14 protein-coding genes and 1 other RNA gene are annotated in these 18,123 nt (G+C 60.6%); 4 read left to right on the top strand and 11 right to left on the bottom strand.

From position 1 onward, the window contains the following. Positions 1-3: 3 nt before the first annotated feature. The 9 genes from F1529_RS02105 to F1529_RS02065 all read right to left on the bottom strand — a co-directional run bounded on the left by F1529_RS02105 (position 4) and on the right by F1529_RS02065 (position 14,253). Positions 4-1,368: an outer membrane protein transport protein gene (locus tag F1529_RS02105; protein WP_039926687.1), complete on the bottom strand. Its 1,365-nt coding sequence runs from the start codon at positions 1,366-1,368 to the stop codon at positions 4-6. 427 nt (positions 1,369-1,795) lie between these two features. After that, positions 1,796-3,175 carry an OmpP1/FadL family transporter gene (locus tag F1529_RS02100; protein WP_155131722.1) on the bottom strand — a complete coding sequence of 460 codons (1,380 nt, stop codon included), beginning with the start codon at positions 3,173-3,175 and terminating at the stop codon, positions 1,796-1,798. A gap of 101 nt (positions 3,176-3,276) precedes the next feature. After that, positions 3,277-6,570, bottom strand: coding sequence for an Ig-like domain-containing protein (locus F1529_RS02095; RefSeq protein ID WP_155131719.1), 3,294 nt, complete (start codon positions 6,568-6,570; stop codon positions 3,277-3,279). Positions 6,571-6,868: 298 nt separating this feature from the next. Beyond that, complete coding sequence (locus tag F1529_RS02090; RefSeq protein ID WP_007150382.1) at positions 6,869-8,443, bottom strand: iron ABC transporter permease; 1,575 nt, start codon at positions 8,441-8,443, stop codon at positions 6,869-6,871. Between the two features lie 3 nt (positions 8,444-8,446). After that, complete coding sequence (locus F1529_RS02085) at positions 8,447-9,457, bottom strand: extracellular solute-binding protein (RefSeq protein WP_230457845.1); 1,011 nt, start codon at positions 9,455-9,457, stop codon at positions 8,447-8,449. Between the two features lie 60 nt (positions 9,458-9,517). Further along, a complete protein-coding gene (locus F1529_RS02080; protein ID WP_155131713.1) occupies positions 9,518-10,783 on the bottom strand; it encodes a UbiH/UbiF/VisC/COQ6 family ubiquinone biosynthesis hydroxylase in 1,266 nt (421 codons plus the stop codon). Between the two features lie 210 nt (positions 10,784-10,993). After that, positions 10,994-12,166: an FAD-dependent monooxygenase gene (locus tag F1529_RS02075; RefSeq protein WP_155131710.1), complete on the bottom strand. Its 1,173-nt coding sequence runs from the start codon at positions 12,164-12,166 to the stop codon at positions 10,994-10,996. Between the two features lie 104 nt (positions 12,167-12,270). Further along, positions 12,271-13,593, bottom strand: coding sequence for a Xaa-Pro aminopeptidase (gene pepP, locus F1529_RS02070; RefSeq protein ID WP_155131707.1), 1,323 nt, complete (start codon positions 13,591-13,593; stop codon positions 12,271-12,273). Between the two features lie 69 nt (positions 13,594-13,662). Then, on the bottom strand, positions 13,663-14,253 hold the full coding sequence (locus F1529_RS02065) for a UPF0149 family protein (RefSeq protein ID WP_155131704.1): 591 nt from the start codon (positions 14,251-14,253) through the stop codon (positions 13,663-13,665). Positions 14,254-14,487: 234 nt separating this feature from the next. On the opposite strand from F1529_RS02065, the gene F1529_RS02060 reads away from it, so the two are divergent. From F1529_RS02060 to F1529_RS02045, 4 genes are all read left to right on the top strand, one after another. Next, positions 14,488-14,700 carry a TIGR02449 family protein gene (locus tag F1529_RS02060; RefSeq protein ID WP_007148702.1) on the top strand — a complete coding sequence of 71 codons (213 nt, stop codon included), beginning with the start codon at positions 14,488-14,490 and terminating at the stop codon, positions 14,698-14,700. A gap of 51 nt (positions 14,701-14,751) precedes the next feature. Next, entirely contained in the window at positions 14,752-15,063 is a 312-nt protein-coding gene (locus F1529_RS02055; protein WP_007149380.1) for a cell division protein ZapA, read from the top strand. A gap of 128 nt (positions 15,064-15,191) precedes the next feature. Beyond that, positions 15,192-15,375: non-coding RNA, 6S RNA (gene ssrS, locus F1529_RS02050), on the top strand. Between the two features lie 29 nt (positions 15,376-15,404). Next, positions 15,405-16,004 (top strand): 5-formyltetrahydrofolate cyclo-ligase, encoded by a 600-nt coding sequence (locus F1529_RS02045; RefSeq protein WP_155131701.1) that lies wholly within the window; start codon positions 15,405-15,407, stop codon positions 16,002-16,004. On the opposite strand, the gene F1529_RS02040 is transcribed toward F1529_RS02045, so the two are convergent. Next, positions 15,985-16,134, bottom strand: a complete 150-nt coding sequence (locus tag F1529_RS02040) for a hypothetical protein (protein ID WP_155131698.1) — start codon at positions 16,132-16,134, stop codon at positions 15,985-15,987. The genes F1529_RS02045 and F1529_RS02040 overlap by 20 nt on opposite strands. A 339-nt stretch (positions 16,135-16,473) precedes the next feature. Further along, on the bottom strand, positions 16,474-18,009 hold the full coding sequence (gene ilvA, locus F1529_RS02035; protein ID WP_007149560.1) for a threonine ammonia-lyase, biosynthetic: 1,536 nt from the start codon (positions 18,007-18,009) through the stop codon (positions 16,474-16,476). Between the last annotated feature and the right edge of the window lie 114 nt (positions 18,010-18,123).

Below are 18,123 nucleotides of genomic sequence, written 5' to 3'. Positions count from 1 at the left end.
CTCCTAGAATTTGAGGGTGATGGAGCCGGAGAAAACGTGTACATCGCCTTCCGCTTCCACGGTTTCGTAGGACTGCGGGAAGCTCGGGGAACGGCGGTCGTACAGATCGAACTCGCGCGAGTCGAGCTGTTGATACTGGTAGGCCAGATCAAAACGCACCGGGTAAGCCAGCACCGGGACGGACTTGTACTCTGCAGTGAGACCCAGGCCCAGAATCATCTTGTCGGCATCCAGGTAGTTCACTTCCAGTGATGCGTTGGAATCCAGAGGCGATTCACTGAACGCCACGCCGCCTGTTAGCTTGTAGGTGTCGTTGATATTGAATTCGCCACCAATGCGCGGCACCACAATATCCTTGAAACGCAGCTCGTAAGGCGCGCCGCCGGTGTTAACGGCCTGGTCCTTGATAGTGTCGCCTTCCAGCTCTTCTTCCAGGCTCGACCATTCCTGCATTTCCAAGGTTACCCCAACGCGCCAGCGCTCCCGGCCATAGGCCAGACCGGCGGCATAGATATTCGGCTGGTAGGAATCGATGGTGGTAATCGCCAGGTTGATGCCCGGGTCCAGCACGGTGCCGGGGATAGTGATAGTGGAATCCACCGTGGTGTTGGTGTTGGAGTAACCACGGTAACTGAACGCGGTTTCCAGCCCATTGAACCAGCAGCTATCACCTTCACCGCAGAAGCTTTCGCCCCAGTCCATGTTGAGGCCGAAGATTGGTCGAATGGAGGGCTTGGCCGACACATTCAGGGTTTCGTAGCTGGTTTCCCCAGCCAGTGTGGACGTCGCGACCAGCTCCGCTTCCGAATGCAGGGTAATCCGTGCGGACAGCCCCATATCCAGGCCACGCCAGATTTGCGTACCGCCCCCCAGATTCAGGAACAGCGGCTGGCGACCGTATTCGAAATACTGGCCGGAGGTGGAGGTCTGCGAATTGAATGCCAGCATTTCCTCGCCGTATTTTTCCACGCCGAGCATAAAGCCGAAGTACAGGGGATGGTCATACTTGGTCAGGGAAGTAAGGTCGGTCTTCATGCCCAGCAAGACCTGCTGGGACGGTGAATCCTGGAGAATATCGCCATCGCGAAGCGGGGCAGACCCGCCACCGACGGAACTGGCACGCAGCTCATGGTCCGCGTGCAACAGGCCGGTGGTCAGCTCACCGCGGCTGTCCTTGGCCAGATAAGCCGGATTGTAATAAGTAGCGGATACCTGACTATTGAACATGGACAAGGCCTGGGCGGAGGCCAGGTCGGAGGGCAGCACCCCATAGGTAGTGCCGATATTCCCCATGCTGGCCATTACCGGTGACACAGACACAGCGCCAATTCCCGCCAGAACGGCAGGAAGTAATTTCCGTATTGTCATGAAGCTCTCCACAAGACGCGCCCGAAACGGGGCCGTTGTTATTATTTGGCGGTACGCAAATTCAAGCGCACCTGACCGTTATGCTGAGCAGTTTTTTGCTCACTATTATTGGCATCATCGTGCCAAATAGTAGAAACATTTAATCACGACAATGTCGCAAAACCTCACTGGGTTTACATATATACACAGAAACACACAGATGAACCACATTCGTAATACGCCGTTTTCCTTAGAAAATAGCCTGGAAGTCACGCTTTTGTCCCGATAAACGGCAATCCCCCACGACAAGACACCGGGACGATTGCACGGCTGTTAACCTCATGAGGCGCTCAACAAGCTGACACCCACGGGCCGCACCAGGCACAAAGAAGAAGGCCGCAGGTGGCACCGCCAGGACAGCGGGCCACAGGCAACCTCGAAGGGGGGATCAGAACTTAACGGTGATGGAACCGGAAAAAATATTGGCCTCACCATCCGCCGACACGGTTTCATAGGGGTTGGTCACCCCTGGCCGGGTCGTCGTCAGCTCAAATTCCCGCTTTTCCAGCCTCTGGAACTGGTAACCAAAATCCAGCCGCAACGGAAAGGCCAGGACGGGCGGATTACGAACAATCCAGGAGGCGCCCACCCCAACAATCGTCTTGTCACTATCCAGGTAATTCACATCCGGGGTTTGCAGGCTTTCCAGCGGGCTTTCCTGCCAGGCCGCCCCGGCGGTGAGGATCAGGCTGTCGTTTACCGTCCACTCGGCCCCGATGCGTGGCACCACAATATCCTTCAACGCCACATTGGCCTGATCCTTGATGGTGTCACGGTCCAGCTTGTCTTCCAGGTCCTGCCAGTTCTGCTGCTCCACCGCCAGCGCCAGGCGGAAACGATCGCTGAGATGGTACAGCAGGCCCGCGCTGTAGATATCCGGCTGATAGGAATCCAGTGTATCGATCAACAGCGTAATGCCCGGATCCACCACGGTACCGGGAATGGTGATATTGGATTCCACCGAGGTGCGCGCTTCGGTATGCCCGCGAAAAGCCAGCGCGGTTTCCAGATCGCCAAGAAAACCACAGCGATCGTTATTTCCGCAGAACACTTTCCCCCACTCGAAGTTCACCGACACCACCGGGCGAATCACCGGCCGGGCGGTGACGTCCAGCCTTTCATACTGGGTGTTGCCGGCCAGATCCGCGCTGGCCACCAGGGTGGCATCGGAGCGCAGGGACACGTGCGCCGAGGCACCGCCGGTAATACCATTGAACAACTCGACACCGCCCCCCAGGTTCAGGAACAGGGGCTGGCGACCGTATTGGAAAAATTGCCCTTCGGTGCTGGTTTGTGAATTGAAGGCCAGCATTTCCTCACCATACTTCTCCACCCCGGCAATGAAGGCAAAGTACAGCGGGTGGTTGAATTTGGTCAGGTCCGTCAGGTCGGTCTTCATGGCGATCAACACCTGCTGGGAAGGCGCATCGCTGAGCACATCGCCTTCGCGGGTCACCGGCGAGCCGCCGCTGGGGCTTCCCTGGCTGGCCGCCCGCAACTCCTGGGCGGCGTGCATCATGCCCAGGGTCAATTCGCCGCGCGGGTCGCGGGTCAGGTAGGCCGGGTTGTAATACAGGGCTGACGCCTGGGCATTGAAAAGCGACAACCCCTGCGCCGACGCCACATCCATGGGCAGCAATCCATAGGTACTGGCCGTATTGCCCATACCCGCCTGGGCCGGGGTACTGACCCCGGCGCCCAATCCTGCAGCCAGAACCGCGCCGCACAGCAACGTCGCCAGCCGGCGATACGCTTTATTGATGATCATGCAACTTCTCCACTTTTTTTATCTGCGGGCTGCCTGCCCTGCATCGCGACACAGAGCAGGCAGCAGCGCGTTTGTTATTACTGCCACCTCCGGCAGATGGATCAGGGCTTCACCGGCTCGCTCACATAATTGAGCTCGGTTCTGCCTGCCGGAATCTGCATGTGAATGGCATCCACCCCCTGAACCAGATCCGCCACCATGCCGCCCAGATACACATCCACCGGCAGGGCCTGGGTGCTGAGTTGATGAATGTCCAGCCGGCCGTCGTCCAGAAAAGTCACCGCCCCGGATAGCCCCAGCGTAAGCGGGTAACTGTGCAGGTTATGGGTGAAGGGCTGCGCCATCCCGGCCAGCACGGCGACCGGCTCCAGTTGCGGCGCATCCAGATACAGATTCAGGCGGGTGACAAACTGCGGCTCGCTGGCGCCTTCAACAATCCAGCCTTTCACCCGGCCCTGGTCCTGGGCGGCGCAGGGTGCCGAGGCCGCGGGGTTGGCGTCACAGGCATAACGGATACGCATAAGCTGCGGACCGGTGGGTGCGGGCATCACCGCCTGGGTCAGGTTGGCGGCGATGGGGGTCAGGATCGGGTAGACGGTAGTGCCTGTGGTCACGATCCGGCTGGGGTGAATGTAGGCCAGCACGCCCCCCTGTGTCTTCACCACATCGGGAATCAACGGATCATCACCGAAACGGGCAAGCACGTCCTCTGCGCTCAGGTAGCCGTCGATCTCCGCTGTCAGGTTGCCGCTCAGGAACAGGTATTGGTTATCCGGGCAAGGTGCCTCGGGCATATCCGTATAGAGATGGCTGTACTGCGCTTCCAGGGCCGGAAACGCACTTAGGTCCGGGGTGACATAGTCGTCACCGGGGCAGCCGATATCAAAGTCGGCAATAAGCTGGCCCTGTGCCGCCGGCGTTCCTTTTTCCAGAAACGCACTGTTAAGAATGGCGCTGGCCTCCGTGGAGGGGGCTGCCTCACTGGACTCACGGATCAGGCTGGCATTCACGTCTGCCGTAGGCAGGTTCCGCAGCCCCTGCAGCACCTCACCGCTTGCCTCATTGGCGCGGAAATACACCACCAGCGATTCGCCGCCCTGTTGTGCCCCGGGTACGTTTTCCGGGCCCTGATACAGCAGCCGGGTTTGCAACGGCAGGCCTCGCCCATCGCAAATGGCGTCCACCCCACAGGCCGGATTATCGACCACAGAATGCAGGGTATAGCGGTACAACTCTCCAGCCTGCAACGCCTCCTCGGGGGTAAAGGTGAGCGTGCGCCCCCGGGCATTCAACACGCCGGGCAGCGCATTGCCTTGCGGCTGGCCCGCATCGTCGACGGCCTCCAGCACAAAGGTATCGGCATTCACGGAATCCGCATCCAGGGCCTGGGAGAAGGTCAGCTTGATGTCGCGATTAACCGGCAAACGGGCCAGGGGAAGGTGGTCATCTTCCACCACCGGGCCCGCTCCCTCCGGCGCGGTGCCGGTGCCATCACGGCCACCGACGCAGCGCCCGGCACGATTGGCAGCCAGATCCCGGCCCACGGTATTACAGGGAAAGCCCGGATAGGCAGACAGCACCAGCGGCGCCCTGGCGTTCCCGGCGGCATAGTCCGGCAGGGAAAAAGTCAGGGTATCGGCCAGCGCGCCGTTGCCGGCGATGTCGCGAATACCGTCGGTGAACAACACCTGATACTGCGCACCATGGGCCAAAGGCTCTTCCGGCTGCAGCACCAGGGCCGCGCCATCCACGCGCCACTGAAACGGCTCCGGCATGCCGTCGCGGGTCAGCAACAAGGTGTCATCCGCCTCACCGGCGGCCTGCACGCTGCCCGGGTCCAGCGGTTCACTGAAGTTGAGCACCACCGGGTCCCCCGGCCGCTGCATCAAGGTGGCTTCACCCGGCTGCCACGCTTGCAAAGTCGGGGGTGTCATATCGTCCTGCGGTGCCGGGGCATTGTTCTGGTCCGGGTAGGACTCCATATGGAAACTGAGCACCCCGTAGGCGGTTTCCACCCCCAGCACCTCCGGCTCCACCACGCCCACCGCATCGGTGACCAGGCTGCCGGTGCTGGTATTGGCCTTGGCTGTGCCGACCAGCTCCACCTGTAGCAACGTTTGGGTGAAGGCGCCATTGGCACGCGGTTCTTCAGTGGCAAACGCCACATCGATATTCAGGCGCAGCTGCCGAGGTGCATTGGGGCTGACACTATTGGGGTTGGGGATCAGGTAACCGGTGGCATCGGACAGAAACATCACGGTGACCTCACCGGAATCAAAACCGGCATCCACCTGCCCACCGATCATCACTTTCAGCGGGTCCCCTTTCAGTAACGCACCACGGGGAATGCGCAGCGGAGTCACTTCCGGAAAATTTGGCGCGTAGGCCAGCTCCGCAAACACATCACCGGACTGCCGCGACACGGTGGTGTCACCCAGCAACCGGGCGATGACCGGCACACAGTTGATGGCCATGCCGGTGAGCATGGAGGTACTGGAAGGTGACGGCTGATCGCAGTCGTCAGCGGCGGCGGCACGCTGGACCATGGTGGCTCGCGGCTCCGTACTTCTGGCTACCCAGCTTTTCAGCATCGGGCTGTCCAGCCCATCGCCGGCCAGCCCTTTCACTCCCGGCATAATCAACAGGCTGTATGACTGACCGGGGATCAATGTTTCCTCCGGGTCGAGCACCAGTGCGCTGCCCTTCGCCCACACTGCGGCGGGCACTTGCTCACCGCCGGATGTCAGATTGACGGTATCGCCATACTTCACCGTTTTCGGGTCCAGCGGCTGATTGAAGCGCACACTCACGGTGGAAAAATCCAGTAGCGGCAAGTCGCCGTCCGGCACGATACGGGTGATCGCCAGCTGCGGGTCCGGCACCTGATCCCGGATCGGCCCTTCGCGGGCTATCCGGGTGCGAAACGCCAGGCTGCCGTTGGGCAGGCTCACCCTCTGATCATCAATGACCAGATCATTCAGCACCAGGGAATAACCCGTGCCGGTTTTCAGTGCACCGACGTCCGGCGCAAGCACGACGCCCCGGCCGTTGCCACTGCTGTGCGGCGCCGCCAGTGCCACGCTGGCCACAGCGCTACTCGCATCACAACGGCGGGCATCCGGGGCGCATTCGTAGAGGCTGACATTGCTGGCGTCCAGCGACACCGGGTCGGAAAAACGCAGGACGATCGGGGCATGGGGAGGCACCGCCTGCTGTCCATCATAGGGGTAACTGTAATAAAGCCCCCCTTTCCCGCTGTCATCGAATGCGGTGGCCCCCTCCTCGCCGCCACAGGCAACCAGCAAGGCCAACAAACTCACGCCCATCAGGCTCTTCAACCATGGGCACAAGCGCAGAAAAACGCGCCGATCGAGAAGCACGGTCAGGGTTTGCATTGGCATCTCCGTGCACCGGCATGCCATCGTCACGACGAAGCCGGGCTTTATTGTTATTGCGGGCAGGCATCCATTGCCTGCCACCGCACCACGGCAATTCATCCATGGCGAAAGGAGAAAGTAGCAATACAGACAGGGAAAAAAACGATGACCGGATCACACTATTGAAAATAATGCTCACAACTGTTCACAAGAGAGCTAAAAGCATAATGAATCAGTAGTAAGTCATTAACTAAAAACAACTTTACTACTAGAAAATGGAGGGTTAAATGTGAACGATCGTGCAAATAAAGCCTGACTAACGGCGGCGACTAAGCACGATGACAGGCACCAGCCCCAGCAACACCAGGGTCAGTGACGGGGCGGCGGCGCGTTGCCACTCCCCTTCGGCGGTAAGCTCATAGATACGCACTGCCAGCGTGTCCCAGCCAAAGGGTCGCAGCAGCAGAGTGGCAGGCATTTCCTTCATCACATCAATGCCCACCAGAAGCAGCGCGGTGAACAGCCCCGGCAGCATCATCGGCAGGTAGATCCGGCGCCCCACATCGGAGGCGGAAGCACCCAGGGTACGGGCTGCTTCCACCAGGCTGGGGCGCACCTGTTGCAACGCGTTTTCCACCGGGCCGAAGGCCACCGCCAGAAAACGCACCACATAGGCCAGAATCAGCGCCGCCAGCCCGCCCACCAGCGGAATCGCCAGACCCCACTGGTCCAGCCGGGCTTCCACGGCGCTGAAGCTGACCATGATGCCCACCGCCAGCACCGAGCCGGGCAATGCATAGCCCAGGGTGGCCAACTGCACCGAACCGGATACTGCCCGCGACGGCTGGTGGCGCTTGACCCAGGCCAGCCAGCTGGCCAGCACCAGCACCAGCGAGGCGGCCATGGCGCCCAGCAGGAAGGTGCGCCAGATCAGGCTGAAGAAGCGGCTATCCAGCCCGTCGATGCCCGTGCCTACCACCCAGTACAACAGGCGACACACCGGCAGCAAAAAGGCCATGAACAGCACCGCAAAGGCGAAGGCGGAGATCAGCCAGGCAAAACGCGGTCGCACGCGCATGACCTGCCGCCCTCCCAGTTCGCTGAAACGGGCCCGGCGCCGGCCACGGCGCTCCAGCCACAGGGAGACCAGCACAAACAGCAACAACAACGACGCCAGCTGCGCCGCCGCCTGTAAATTGAACAGCCCGTACCAGCTTTTATAAATGGCAGTGGTAAAGGTGTCGAAGTTGAATACTGACACCGCCCCGAAGTCCGCCAGGGTTTCCATCAACGCCAGCGCCAGCCCGGCAGCAATGCCCGGCCGCGCCATGGGCAACGCCACTTTGAAAAAAGCACGGAGCGGGCCATCACCAAGAATCCGTGCCTGCTCCAGCACGGCACGGCCCTGGGCCTGGAAGGCCAGCCGCGCCAGCATGTACACATAGGGGTAAAGCACCAACGAGAGAGTCACCACAACCCACAGAGGATGGCGGGCGCTGAAGCCTGGGAAAGCACTCCACCAGCTGCGCATCTGGGTCTGGATCGGCCCGGCATAGTCGAGCAGATCCACCAGCACGAACGCCAGCACATAGGCGGGCATGGCCATGGGCAGCAGTAACGCCCATTGCAGCCAGCGACGACCGGGGAAATCCAGGGTGGCCACACACCAGGCCAGGGTGATGCCCAGCAGCGACACGCCAATGGCCACGCCGATCATCAGGAATACCGTGTTGCCAATCAGGCGCAACAGCACCGTGTCCATCAGGTGCTGCCAGGTCGCCCATTCCTGCTGTCGCCAAGCAGCGAGCAGCACCAGAATGGGCACCACGACCAACAGGGCCAGCGCAATCACGCTGGCCCCACTGAACGAAAACGCGCCGCGCCGAATCACCGGTTAGCGGTATCCGGCGCGGTCCATCAGTTTCACCGCCTCCACCTGGAGGGCACCGGCCACACTCACGTTCAGATCATCAGACTTGAACTCGCCCCAGGAGCGCACCTCTTCCGGGGGTTTCACCGACGCATTCACCGGGTATTCCAGGTTGCGGTCGGCCAACAGTTGCTGGGCGGCGGGCTGGGTCATCCATTCCAGCAGGGCTTTGGCTTTTTCCGGATGCGGTGCATTCGCTGTAACCCCGGCACCGGAAATGTTCACGTGCACGCCGCTGGACTCCTGGTTGGCCCAGAACAGCCCCAGCGGCAGCTGCGGATTATCGCGCTTCATGCGGCCGTAGTAGTAGGTATTAACGATGCCCACATCACATTGGCCGGCAACGATAGCTTCCATCAAGGCGGTGTCGTTGGAGAACACATCCGTGGCCAGGTTGGCCACCCAGCCGCGCACGATTTCTTCGGCCTTTTCTTCGCCAAGACGCTCAATCATGGTCGCCACCAGCGACTGGTTGTAGACCTTCTTGGAGGTGCGCAAACACAAGCGCCCTTTCCATTTCGGGTCGGCCAGGTCTTCGTAGGTAGACAGCTCGCTGGGCTGCAACCGGTCCTTGGAATACACCAGTGTGCGAGCGCGCACGGTCAGGCCATACCATTGCTTTTTCGGGTCGGTGAGCGCATCGGGCACATTGTTTTTCAGCACCACGGATTCCACCGGGTTAAGCAGGCCTTTTTCTGCCGCATTCCACAGATTACCGGCGTCCACGGTGATCAGCATATCCGCCGGGGAGCGTTCACCCTCGGCCTGCAAACGGGCGGTGAGGGCCGAGGCATTGTCGGTGATGTAGCGGATTCGCACACCGGTGGCCTCGGTGTAGGCATCGAACACCGGTTTGATCAGGTGATCGTTGCGGGAGGTATACACCACCAGCTCTTCATCGGCGGTCGGTTCGGAACACCCCCACAGGCCAGACGCCACAACCAGGGCGCCAACTATGATGCCAAACACGCGCATATCCATTCGCTCCAATTATTCGCAAACAAGAATGATTCTTAACTTCCACCAGTATGGCAGCTAACGCCAGTCAGCTCTAGCGCCAAACGCTGGCGGTTTTGCCCGGGCCGGCAAATCCGTGGTTCGCCCCATGGCCTGACGGGCGAAAAAACCTTTCACCGGGCCGGCCTGATTCACCCAGCGCATGCCCGTGTTCCGCAACCAGCGCACCGGCATGGCACGCTGCTCGAACAGGGACTGGAAGCCGCGCATGGCATTCTGCATCAGCAGGTTTTCGCCGCGGCGGCGGCGCTGATAACGCGCCAGGGCGGCCGGGTCGGCACAGTCTCGCCCGTGCTCACTGGCCCGCGCGATTTCTTCTGCCAGCACCGCCGCATCCAGCAAGCCCAGGTTCACACCTTGCCCGGCCAACGGGTGTATCACGTGGGCGGCATCGCCCACCAGCGCCAGACCAGTCGCCACATACTGGCTGGCGTGACGCTCCTGGATCGGGAACACCGCCCGTTCGCTGAGCAGGGTCACCGGCCCCAGGGCGTCGCCCACGGCGGCCTGCAATTCTGCCGCGAAAGAGACCGCATCCTTGTCGCGCAGTTCCGCAATTCGTTCCGGCCAGCCAGACCAGACGATGGAACACTGACGCTGATCCCCTTGCTCCGCGTCCGTGAATAACGGCAACAACGCCAGCGGCCCGCTTTCCATAAAGACCTGGCGGGCACAGGCGCCATGGGGCTGCGCAGTGGCGATGGTGGCCACCAATGCATGATGGCCACTGTCGCGCGGACCACCACTGATGCCCGCCTGTTCGCGCACCTGCGAGCGGGCACCGTCGGCGCCTATCAGCAGGTCTGCCTGCCAGTGTGTATCGCCACTGCGCACCGCCCATTGGCCGGTGTCGGCATCGCGGCGCAGGGCATCCACCTGCACGCCGCACTGCCAATCCAATGTCGGCAAGGTGGCCGCTTTCCGATACAACGCGGCAGCCAGGTGGCCATTCTCCAGCAACCAGCCCAGGCTCTCGGCGCCCACCTCCTCCGCCTGAAACAGCACCTCGCCGGTGCCATCCTGGTCCCATACCTGCATGGCACTGTAGGGCTGCACCCGCGACGCATCCAGATAATCCCACACCCCGGTATTGCGCAGCAGCCAATGGCTGGCTTCGGTAAGCGTGGACACCCGCAACTGCGCCGGGCCCTGCGGCATGGCCGGGGCAGGCGCACCGTCCAGCACGGTCACCTTCAACCCTTGCTCCGCCAACAGCACTGCCAGCACCCCACCGGTCATGCCACCGCCAACGATGATGATGTGTTGTTCGTTACTGCCAGTCATATAGTTCACCCAAAGGACAGAAATGCCCCTCCACCGTCAGCACCATTCAACCAGCCGCGAAGTTCAAAGTTTAAAGTTCAAACGCGAGGCGGGTTTGGTGCCAATCTGAACGGAAGGTGTTTCGCGCTGAATCGCGGGTTCGGACTTCGGGTACCAAGCCCCCCCTTTGCCCGCGCCTTTCAACTTTAAACTTTGAACCTTCAACTGTTCTTAAAGCCCCATGGCCCGTTTTGCAAAACCACTACGCAGCCCGGGCAGGATATCCATGGCTACCAACCCCAACTGGCGACTGTGCGCAAACAGCGGCTGCTGCACCCGGAACAATTCCGGCACCCAGCGGGATGCCTGGCTGATCAGGGCCTGATCCTTTTCCCGTTTTTGTGCGTAGGCCTGCAGGGTCGCCAGGCTACCGGGGTCGGCATTGCCACCCACGGTCTGCGCCAGCGCCAGCAGATCCCGTACCGCCAGATTAAAGCCCTGCCCGGCTACCGGGTGCAGGGTGTGAGCGGCATTACCGACCACCACCCCATGGGGCACCACCTGGGCACAGGCATCGGTGAGGATCAGCGGGTAACGCTGGCGCTCACCGATACCACCAAGGCGTGGCGCGTCCGCCGGACAACAACCCTGCAGCTGCGCCAGTGCTTCGTCGTCCGCCAACGCCATCCACTGGTTCACCTGCTCCCGCGGGCCGGTCCACACCAGCGCCATGCGCTGATCGGGCAGCGGCAACAAGGCCAATGGGCCGTCATTCAGAAAGCGTTCGTAGGCAATACCCTTGTGCGATTCTTTCAGGGACAGGTTAGCGATCAACGCATCGTGACCGGTGTCGTGATCCCGAGCACTGATACCCAGCCACTCCCGGGTCTTGGACCGGGCGCCGTCGGCGGCAATCAACAGCGGCGTTTCCACCACCTCGCCACTGGCCAGAGTGACCTGGTAACCGCCCTCTTGCCGGCGAATACCCGACAAGGTATCCGGCGCCCGCACCTCAATGCCCTCATCCGCAAACAAGGCACCGAGCAACACAAATCCCAGCCAGCGGTTTTCCACCACCGCACCCAGCTGCGCCACCCCTTCTTCTGCGGCGGACATGCGCGTTATGCCAAGCCGCGATTGTCGCGACACATGCACCGTACCGATAGCCGCCGCGTGCTCACGAACGGCATTGCCAAGGCCAAGATCATCCAGCACCGATAACGTCCCCGCGGACAAAGCAGTGCTGCGGGCATCAAAACTGGGAGTCAGGGGGGGAGCGTCGGGCAGGGACAGCGGGTGACTTTCGATCAGCATCACCCGGGCGGCACCGTGACGACGCAACAACAGCGCCAGCAAGGCCCCGGCCATACCACCGCCAACAATCACCAAAGGCTGTTGCGTCATTCCAACGTCCATTTTCGCTGTAGGAGCACCACTTGGGGCGCGAATCACCAAAGTGCCGAGTTACGAAAAACATAAAGCCCAGGCTTTTCGATACTCGGCACTCGTTACTCGCGACTGCCCTTCATTATCTTTTCAATCTCTGCCACGTCCTTCGGCACCTCGTGACTAAGCACTTCGCAGCCGGTTTTGGTCACCAGCACATCATCCTCGATGCGAATGCCAATACCCCGCCATTGCTCGTCCACTGTGGTGTCATCCGGCGCCACATACAGTCCCGGCTCCACGGTCAGCGCCATGCCCGGCTCCAGTTGGCGCCATTGTTCCTGAATGCGGTAATCACCCACGTCATGCACATCCAGGCCCAGCCAATGGCCGGTGCGGTGCATAAAGAATTGTCGGTAGCCTTCCGTTTCCACCAGCTCGTTGAATTCCCCTTTCAACAGGCCCAGGTCGATCAGCCCCTGAGTCAGTATATTCACCACCTGTTCGTGGGGCACGTTCCAGTGGTTGTCCGGGTGGGTAGCTTCGATGGCCGCATACTGGCTGGCCAGCACCAACTCATACAGCGCCTGCTGTGGTTTGCTGAATGTGCCGTTGACCGGAAAGGTACGGGTAATATCGGATGCATAATGTTCCAGCTCGCAACCGGCATCCACCAGCACCAGATCACCGGCTTTCAGCTTTCCGGTGTTTTCGATGTAATGAAGGATGCAGCTGTTGGCGCCGCCACCGACAATGCTCGGGTAGGCCGGGCTGCGCGAACCGTGGCGCATGAATTCGTGGATATATTCCGCTTCCAGCTGGTATTCCATCATCCCCGGTTTAACCGCCTGCATGGCGCGCACATGGGCGCCGGCTGAAATGCTGGCCGCCTTGCGCATCAGCTTGCCTTCTGCGGCGGATTTGAACAGCCGCAGGTCGTGCAGATGGTGGGCCAGCGCCACAAACTCGCCGGGCGGGTGCGCGCCACTGCGCACCCGTTCGCGAATGCTGTTGACCCAGCCCATCAGGCGCCGGTCGAATTCGCTGTCGTGGCCCAGATCGTAATAGACCCGTTCACTGCCTTCGATCAGCCCAGGGAGAATTTCATCGATATCGCTGATCGGGAATGCATCGTCCGCATCGTATTCCGATACTGCACCTTCCGGCCCGGCACGGTAGCCATTCCAGATTTCCATGGTGCGATCGCGGTCGCGGCAGAACAGCACATACTCGCCATGCTCCCGACCCGGCAGCAGCACCATCACCGCTTCCGGTTCAGCAAAGCCGGTGAGGTACCAGAAATCGCTGTTCTGCCGGTACGGATATTCCACGTCCCGGTTACGGGTGCGCTCCGGGGCGGCGGGCAGAATGGCAATACTGTTGGGCCCCATGATGGTCATCAGTTCCTGACGACGACGGGCAAACTCCTGGCGGCTGATACTCAAAACGACTCCTTAAATAACGCAACAGGCGGCACGCTTCACGCAACACGCCAGACGTCTGACGCCCAACACTTAATGCCGGGTTGGCGGTGTTTTATCCGCTGGCGCCGACTCCGGCTTGCCCTGATGACGCATGACCAGTTCAGTGTAAATCATCAGGGCAGACATGCGGCAGTGCTCGGCCACCTGCTCGAACATGTCTTCCTCCGCGTCGCCGTCATCATCCGGCGTGGCGACCTGGCTGATCGCCGCCAGATCCGATAGCGCTTCCTGTACACCCGGCGACAGATCCTTGTCGTGGGTGTTGGCCGAGCCGGTGCCAAAGCCCACCAGGAAGCCTTCGCTCCACTGGGCCAGTGCGGCCACCCGCAAGCCCAGATCATCCTCATCCGCCGGCAGCAGCAGATTCAGCTCCAGACCGGTGCCCTGATAACCGCCGTGCAACTGGTCCCGAACCGCCAGCAAGGCACCATTCATCTCGGCACCGAAACCCTCCGGCATATCCACGTGGGCAGCCAGCACCCCAAGCAGTTCCTCATTATGGCCGCCGTGACCGGTGGCCAGCAGGCCGGCAATCACCCCCTGCAATTCACTGGGAGAATGCTTTACGCCGGCCGCAGCCAGCCCCTGGACGAGAACCTCAAAATCAATATCGTTGGACATGCGTCTTTCCGTTTTCAACAGCCGGTGATCCGCTGGCGCGGCGGCCCCGGGAAGCAGAGTTGGGGATTACCTGAGAAGTGTGTGCTAAGTGGCTATCACACTTGAATTTCATTGACCCTTACAGACCCCACACCTATAGTACAAAAAGCCTGCAATCCGGGTGGGGGCGCCATCACCGGAAAATACCGGTAAGGTGCAGGGGAGCTACCTTAGGCGAACAGCGACCATTTTGCCATGACGACGGAACAACAACTGAGGCAACTGGAAGCCCGAGTCGATGACCTGCTGCGCATCAGCGCGCGGCTGCGTCAAGAGAACCAGGCCTTGCATGATCGCGAGAGCAAACTGGTGGAAGAACGGGCCCAGTTACTGAAAAAAAATGATGCGGCCCGCAGTAAAGTCGAGGCCATCATCTCGCGTCTGAAATCTCTCGAGCAGGAATCCTGAACGTGACCGCCTGCCTGACTCTGACTCACAGCCAATGCGGTGTAATCCGGAATGTCTAACGAAAACTCCCTGGTAATTCATCTACTGGACAAGGAGTATCGCGTCGCCTGCCCCGCCGGGGAACAGGACAACCTGCTGGCGGCCGCCCGTTATCTGGACGAACAGATGCGCGAAGTGCGTGATGCCAATGTCATCGGCCTGGAACGCATTGCCATCATGACGGCCCTGAACATGAGCCACGAACTGCTCCGCGCCCGCCAGAGCGTCTCCCAGGATTCCGAAAGCGAAGCCCGGGTGCAGGCCCTGCTCGGCCGCCTGGAAGACGAAATCCAGGCCTTCGAAGACGCCCGCCGGAAACTGTAACTCTTCTCCGCCTCGCCTGTAGGAGCACCTCTTGCAGCGGCTTCGCATCCAGACCAAGAACCACCAACGAAATCCCTGCCCTGTCAAGACTGACCCACCCCCCGCACCACTGATATAATGTCCTCAAGTGCTTCCTGGCCCGTGCGCCAGAGGGTCAAGTCCCCTTGCCGATAATGTACTACCCGGGGGCATATATTGCCTTGTCCGTGTGCATGTCCGCCTATTGAGCGGAAAGCCTGAGGGCAAGGCTGCTGCCGCCACCTTGAACCTTCGGTTCAAGGGTCAAACCCGCAGCGGCGGGCCGGGAAGCACCCTTTATTATCGCTGACGCCGGATACCCGATGCCTGACGCGAAAATCACCACCACGCGGCAACGCCAGCAATTACGCCGCCAGTTCCGGCAGCAACGTCGCGCCCTCAGCGTCGGCCAACGCCGCCGCGCCAGCGCCCGTTTCGGCCCAGCCCTGGCCCGGGCCATACAACACCGCCCTGCCCGCCACGTGGCTATCTACCTGCCCAACGACGGCGAACTGGATGTACGCCCCGCCCTGCGCCACCCTCGCTTTCAGCAGGCCTCCACCTATCTGCCTTTTGTCGACGCCCTGCGCCCCGGACACCTGCAATTTCGCCTCTGGCAGCATCACCATCCCATGCGCGCCAATGCCTACGGCATTCACGAACCCGCTCTGCGCTATCGTGGGCGGGCCCTGTGGGCGCTGGATGTGATTATCCTGCCCGCCGTGGCCTTTGATGAGGCGGGGTATCGACTGGGCATGGGAGGGGGCTACTACGACCGCACCCTGGCACAACTGGCACGGCATCCGCGCCGGCCACGGCTGGTGGCCGCCGGGTACGATTTTCAGAAAATGGCGCGAGGTGAGATACCGGTGGCCCCGTGGGACCAACCGGTGGACAGCGTGGTTACTGCTGCGTCTGAGTAACGGTAATGCCTGCACTGTCAGCGTAACGCTGGTAATCCGGTTCATTTCCACCATGAGTCAGGCTGCTAACCAGCACACCTAACCCGAAAACAACCGCCAGTAGCACCAGGGCGTCCGGCTTTTTCTTCATTGTTCTATTCCCCAAAATGGTACAGCAATATGAAAAAAGTGACCCAAAAGTATTAACAAGATTGTCACCTTAGTCTGATTTAACAGCATAAAATGCCAAGTGGGTCAAAATTTGATCATTTCCAAATGTAAAGTCAAGCAGTTAGCGCTGCTTGCTGACACTTCTTAACAGAACACCCCGCTAACTCTCCAGTGTCGCAGGGCGTATTTCACGTCAAGCTAACACGGTGCGCACACAGCAGACAATGTAAAATCAACAGGTTAGCGATCATCGGGCGAAAAGCAGGACACTGACAAGCCAGCAACGGCTACGCCGATTAACTGACCGGTTAAACCGGCGTTAGTTCAAAAATAGCCGGTAGGCAGGGTTGTCGCTTTCTTCCACCATGGGATAGGGCACCTTCTTGAGGTCGGCCAATAGCCTGGCCTGCTTGCCCTCCTCCACCTGGAAACCCACGAGCACACGGCCATAGGCCGCGCCATGGTTGCGGTAATGGAACAGGCTGATGTTCCATTTTTCGCCCAGCGACTGCAGAAATTTCATCAACGCCCCCGGGCGCTCCGGGAACTCCACCCGAAACAGACGCTCCTGCAGGTCCTGGCGTGAGGTATGGCCTCCAACCAGATGGCGGATATGCAGCTTGGCCATTTCGTTGCCACTCATATCCACCACCGGATAACCACGCTCCTGCAATTCGCTCATCAGCGCCTGCAGCGCCTCACCGCCCGGGCGTAACTGGATACCCACAAAAATATTGGCATCGCGATCATCGCTGTAACGGTAGTTGAATTCGGTGATTCCGCGCCGCCCGAGGGCCTGACAGAATGCCCGAAACGCCCCCGGCTTCTCCGGAATGGTCACCGCCAGGATCGCCTCGCGCTGCTCACCCAGCTCGGCACGCTCTGACACATGACGCAGGCGGTCAAAATTCACATTGGCGCCACTTTGAATCGCCACCAGGGTCTGGTCTCGCACATCGTGCTTCGCCACCCAGTTTTTCAAACCGGCCAGTGCCAGCGCCCCCGCCGGTTCGCAGATGGCACGGGTATCCTCGAACGCGTCCTTGATGGCCGCACAGATTTCATCGGTGCTGGCGGTGATCACCTCATCCACATGGTCACGCAGCACCTTGTAGGTTTCCTTGCCGATCTGCTTCACCGCAACACCGTCGGCAAACAGCCCCACTTCAGGCAGCGTAACCCGACGCTTTTTCTCCAGCGCCGCTTTCAGGCAGGCCGCATCCTCCGGCTCGACCGCGATCACTTTCACATCCGGGCGCACGTATTTCACATAAGCCGCCACACCGGCCGCCAAGCCACCGCCGCCCACCGGAATGAAAATAGCATCCAGATCGCGGCTTTGCTGACGCAGAATCTCCATGCCCACCGTGCCCTGGCCGGCAATCACATCCGGATCATCGTAGGGATGAACAAAGGTCAGGTTGTCACGGGCCTGCAGTTTCAGGGCCTGGGCCAGCGCTTCATCAAAACTGTCGCCGTGCAGCACCACCTTGCCGCCATGGCGACGCACGGAACTTACCTTGATGTCCGGCGTGGTGCGCGGCATTACGATGGTTGCCTTGATGCCCATGGACGACGCGGCCAGCGCCAGCCCCTGGGCATGATTGCCCGCCGACGCGCAGATCACCCCAAGGGCAAGCTGCTCTTGCGTCAGCTGACACAGCTTGTTGTAGGCACCACGCAGCTTGAAGGAGAACACCGGCTGCAGATCCTCACGCTTGAGCAGCACCCGGTTGCCAATACGTTTGGAAATCAACGGCGCTGCATGAATGGGAGTTTCCACCGCCACGTCGTAGACGCGGGATTGCAGTATCCGTTTAACGTATTTGTCCAACATGGAGGGTTCCGGGCTCATTCTGTGAAGGGAAAGGAATAGTCTAGGGGCTGGCCGCCACAAATGCGATAGGCCGGGGTCGAGTCAGGGGCGCCGCTGGCCTATAATTGGCGCACCTTTCACGGTCGACACACA

The organism is Alcanivorax sp. VBW004, from assembly GCF_009718865.1.
Taxonomy (GTDB): domain Bacteria; phylum Pseudomonadota; class Gammaproteobacteria; order Pseudomonadales; family Alcanivoracaceae; genus Alcanivorax.
Note: the sequence above shows the minus strand (reverse complement) of the source record. Positions and strands in the feature narration are given on the sequence as shown.